Source organism: uncultured Amaricoccus sp. (genome assembly GCF_937858865.1).
Taxonomy (GTDB): Bacteria; Pseudomonadota; Alphaproteobacteria; order Rhodobacterales; family Rhodobacteraceae; genus Amaricoccus.
The window spans coordinates 1-3,079 of the sequence record NZ_CALLYO010000242.1 but is presented as its reverse complement, the minus strand read 5'-3'; the positions used below and the strand labels follow the sequence as shown (position 1 = coordinate 3,079).

The following is a 3,079-nucleotide window of genomic DNA, read 5'->3' as shown; positions in this document are numbered from 1 at the left end:
ATCGCCTCGAGCGCGCGCATCTCGGGGATGCCCTCGGTGTCGCCGGCGATGTAGATGCGCTTGCCGCCGATGGTGAGCACGTAGCCGTTGTCGCGGCCCTGCGGGTGGTACTGCAGCCGCTCGGGCGTGGTGTTGTAGGCCGGGATGGCGTCGATCGCCACCGCGTTCGCCGTGGTCGTCTCGCCGTTGGCGATGGCGGTGGCCCGCGCCCTGAGGCCTTCGGGCAGCTTCTCGTGCACCGAGGGATTGGTGAGGAGGCGGGTGTTCTCGCCGACGAGGCCTTCGAGCGTCGGCACGTCGAAATGGTCGGAATGCTCGTGGGTGACGAGGATGAGGCCGGGGGGCGGCAGGCCGCGGTACTTCTCCGCGCCGCCGACCGGGTCGTTGTAGATGACCATGCCGGGGAGCGTCATCACGAAGGAGGCATGCTCGACCGGGTGGATCACCACCTCGCCGCCCTCGATCTCGTAGGCGTCGCCGGGCATCGCGTCCTGCGCCCGCCCGGAGCCGGCGGCGAGGCTGCCGAAGGCTGCGGCGCCGAGGACAATCGACTGTCTGCGCGTCAATCGCATCGTTTCCTCCCTGTGCTGCGGATGCTAGGAGTGTAGCACCCGGCCGCCGGCAGAACAGGGGGCGCGGGGACGAGGGGAGGAGGCGAGATGTTCCGGCACATCCTTCTGCCGACGGACGGGTCGGAGCTGGCGACGTCGGCGGTCGAGCGGGGGATCGCCCTGGCGCGGACGCTGGGCGCGAAGGTGACGGTGCTGACCGTGATCGAGCGGTTCCACGTGATGACGCTGAACCCGACGCAGCTCGAGGAATCGCTGGCGGTCTATCGCCGCCATGCCGCGGAGCATGCCGAGAAGGTGCTGGGCGAGGCCGGGGCGAAGGCGCGGGCGGCCGGCGTCGAGGCCGGGACGCTGACGCGGACGGCCGAGAGCCCCTGGGAGGAGATCGTCAAGGCCGCGGACGAGGTGGGCGCCGACCTCATCGCCATGGCGCCGCACGGCCGGCGCGGCCTGTCCGAGCTGATGCTCGGCAGCCAGACGGCGCGGGTGGTGGCGCGGGCGAAGGTGGCGGTGCTCGTCCTGCGCTGAGGAGGCGTTCAGCCGGCCAGAGGCTGGCCGGTGAAGACCGCCAGCTGGGCGGCGAAGGCGCGCCCGTAGGCCGGCCGGGCCTTGCCGCGGGCGACGTAGGCGGAGAGGCTCGGGTATGCCTCCAGCAGGCCCGATCCCTCGAGCCGGCGCAGCACCGTCACCATCAGCAGGTCGGCGGCGCTGAAGGCGCCGTCGAGCCATTCGGCGTCGCCGAGCCGGCGGGAGAGTTCGCCGAGGCGGGTGCGGACGCGGTCCTCGAGCATCGGCAGGCGCGTGGCGTACCAGCTCTGGTTGCGCTCGAAGTAGCTGGCCATCTCGTGCTCGACGATGGGGGGCTCGACCGTGTTGAGCGCGGCGAACATCCAGGCGATCGCGCGCGCCCGGGCTTTCGCCTCGTCCGGCAGCAGGCCGGCGTGGCGCTCGGCGATGTGGAGGACGATCGCGCCCGACTCGAAGAGGGTGAGGTCGCCCTCCTCGTAGGTGGGGATCTGGCCGAAGGGGTGGAGCGCGAGGTGCGCGGGCTGCTTCATCGCCCTGAACGAGACGAGGCGGACGTCATAGGGCTGGCCGGCTTCCTCGAGCGCCCAGCGGACGCGCATGTCGCGCGCCAGTCCCTGGCCGCGGTCGGGCGACCGTTCGAAGGCGGTGATGGTGGCGGTCATCGGACGGCTCCGGATGATTTCGTGCCGTGAGCATACCGACCGGTTGGTATGTCGTCAAGCCGCGGCGGCCGGGTGGGCGGAGGTCCGCCGTCTTCGGGCGCGGAGGGATCAGGAGGCGGGGGCGCGCTTCTTGCCGGAGCCGGTGGCCTTGGCCTTGGCCGCGCTCTTGCCGCCCTTGGCCGCCGCCTTGCGCGGGGCGCGCTTGCCGCCCTTCGGCGCCTTGGCGGCGACGAGCTCGAGCGCCTGCTCGAGCGTAACGGCCTCGGGCGCGAGCTCCTTGGGCAGGGTGGCGTTGACCTTCTCCCACTTCACGTAGGGGCCGTAGCGGCCGGGGTAGACGGCGACGGTGCCGCCGTCGGGATGCGCGCCGAGCTCGCGGAGCGGGGTGGCCGCCGTGCCGCGGCCGCCGCGCTGCGCCTTCTGGGCGAGGAGCTCCACGGCGCGGTTCATGCCGACGGTGAAGACCTCCTCCGGGTCGCGGAGGTTGGCGTAGGTCTTGCCGTGCTTCACGTAGGGGCCGAAGCGGCCGATGCCGGCCTCGACCGGCTGGCCGTCCTCGGGGTGGGTGCCGATCTGGCGGGGGAGCGCGAGGAGCTCGAGGGCGCGCTCGAGGGTGAGGAGGGCGGGGTCCATGCCCTTGGGGATCGAGGCGCGCGGCGGCTTCTGGCCGTCCTGCGGCTCGCCGAGCTGGACGTAGTAGCCGTAGGGGCCCTTGTGGAGGGTGACCGGCTGTTCGGCGGCGTCCTCCTCGAAGAGGGCGCCGCCGGGGGTGCCCATGCCGAGGAGCTTGCCGTCGAGGGCGGCGTCGCCCTCGTCGCCGCCGGCGAGCGGGCGGGTGTAGCGGCAGTCGGGGTAGTTGGAGCAGCCGATGAAGGCCGAGCCGTTGCGGGAGGTCTTGAGCGAGAGGGTGCCGGCGCCGCAGGCCTTGCAGCGGCGGGGCTCGGGGTCCTCGGGGGTCTTCGGGAAGAGGTGGGGCTCGAGGACCTCGTTGATCTTGTCGAGGACCTCGGTGATGCGCAGGCCCTCGGTCTCGCCGAGGGCGGCGGAGAAGTCCTTCCAGAAGCGGGCGAGCAGCGCCTTCCAGTCCTCGTCGCCGGTGGTGACCCGGTCGAGATCCTCCTCGAGGTCGGCGGTGAAGTCGTAGTCGACGTAGCGGCCGAAGTAGTTGGCGAGGAAGGCGGTGACGAGGCGGCCCTTGTCCTCGGGGTAGAGGCGGTTCTTGTCCTTGCGGACGTATTCGCGCTCCTGGATCGTGGAGACGATGGAGGCGTAGGTGGAGGGGCGGCCGATGCCGAGCTCCTCCATGCGCTTGACCAGCGT

General features: G+C 71.9%; 4 protein-coding genes. 1 reads left to right on the top strand and 3 read right to left on the bottom strand.

Going from position 1 to position 3,079, the window contains the following annotated elements; translation table 11 throughout:
• The coding region (locus Q0112_RS06695) for an MBL fold metallo-hydrolase (RefSeq protein WP_297973049.1) at positions 1–572 on the bottom strand (572 nt) is incomplete at its 3' end.
• An 87-nt stretch (positions 573–659) separates the two neighbouring features.
• Between Q0112_RS06695 and Q0112_RS06690 the strand changes: the two genes are divergently transcribed.
• On the top strand, positions 660–1,097 hold the full coding sequence (locus Q0112_RS06690) for a universal stress protein (protein ID WP_297973046.1): 438 nt from the start codon (positions 660–662) through the stop codon (positions 1,095–1,097).
• Positions 1,098–1,105: 8 nt separating this feature from the next.
• On the opposite strand, the gene Q0112_RS06685 is transcribed toward Q0112_RS06690, so the two are convergent.
• Both Q0112_RS06685 and Q0112_RS06680 read right to left on the bottom strand, forming a co-directional pair.
• Positions 1,106–1,759 (bottom strand): glutathione S-transferase family protein, encoded by a 654-nt coding sequence (locus Q0112_RS06685; RefSeq protein ID WP_297973043.1) that lies wholly within the window; start codon positions 1,757–1,759, stop codon positions 1,106–1,108.
• 108 nt (positions 1,760–1,867) lie between these two features.
• On the bottom strand, positions 1,868–3,079 hold a 1,212-nt coding region (locus Q0112_RS06680), incomplete at its 5' end, for a topoisomerase C-terminal repeat-containing protein (protein ID WP_297973040.1).

Bases quoted from the DNA above. Each gene is read 5' to 3' on its own strand.
- Q0112_RS06690 (WP_297973046.1), top strand. From the start codon at position 660: ATGTTCCGGCACATCCTTCTGCCGACGGACGGGTCGGAGCTGGCGACG.
- Q0112_RS06685 (WP_297973043.1), bottom strand. From the start codon at position 1,759: ATGACCGCCACCATCACCGCCTTCGAACGGTCGCCCGACCGCGGCCAG.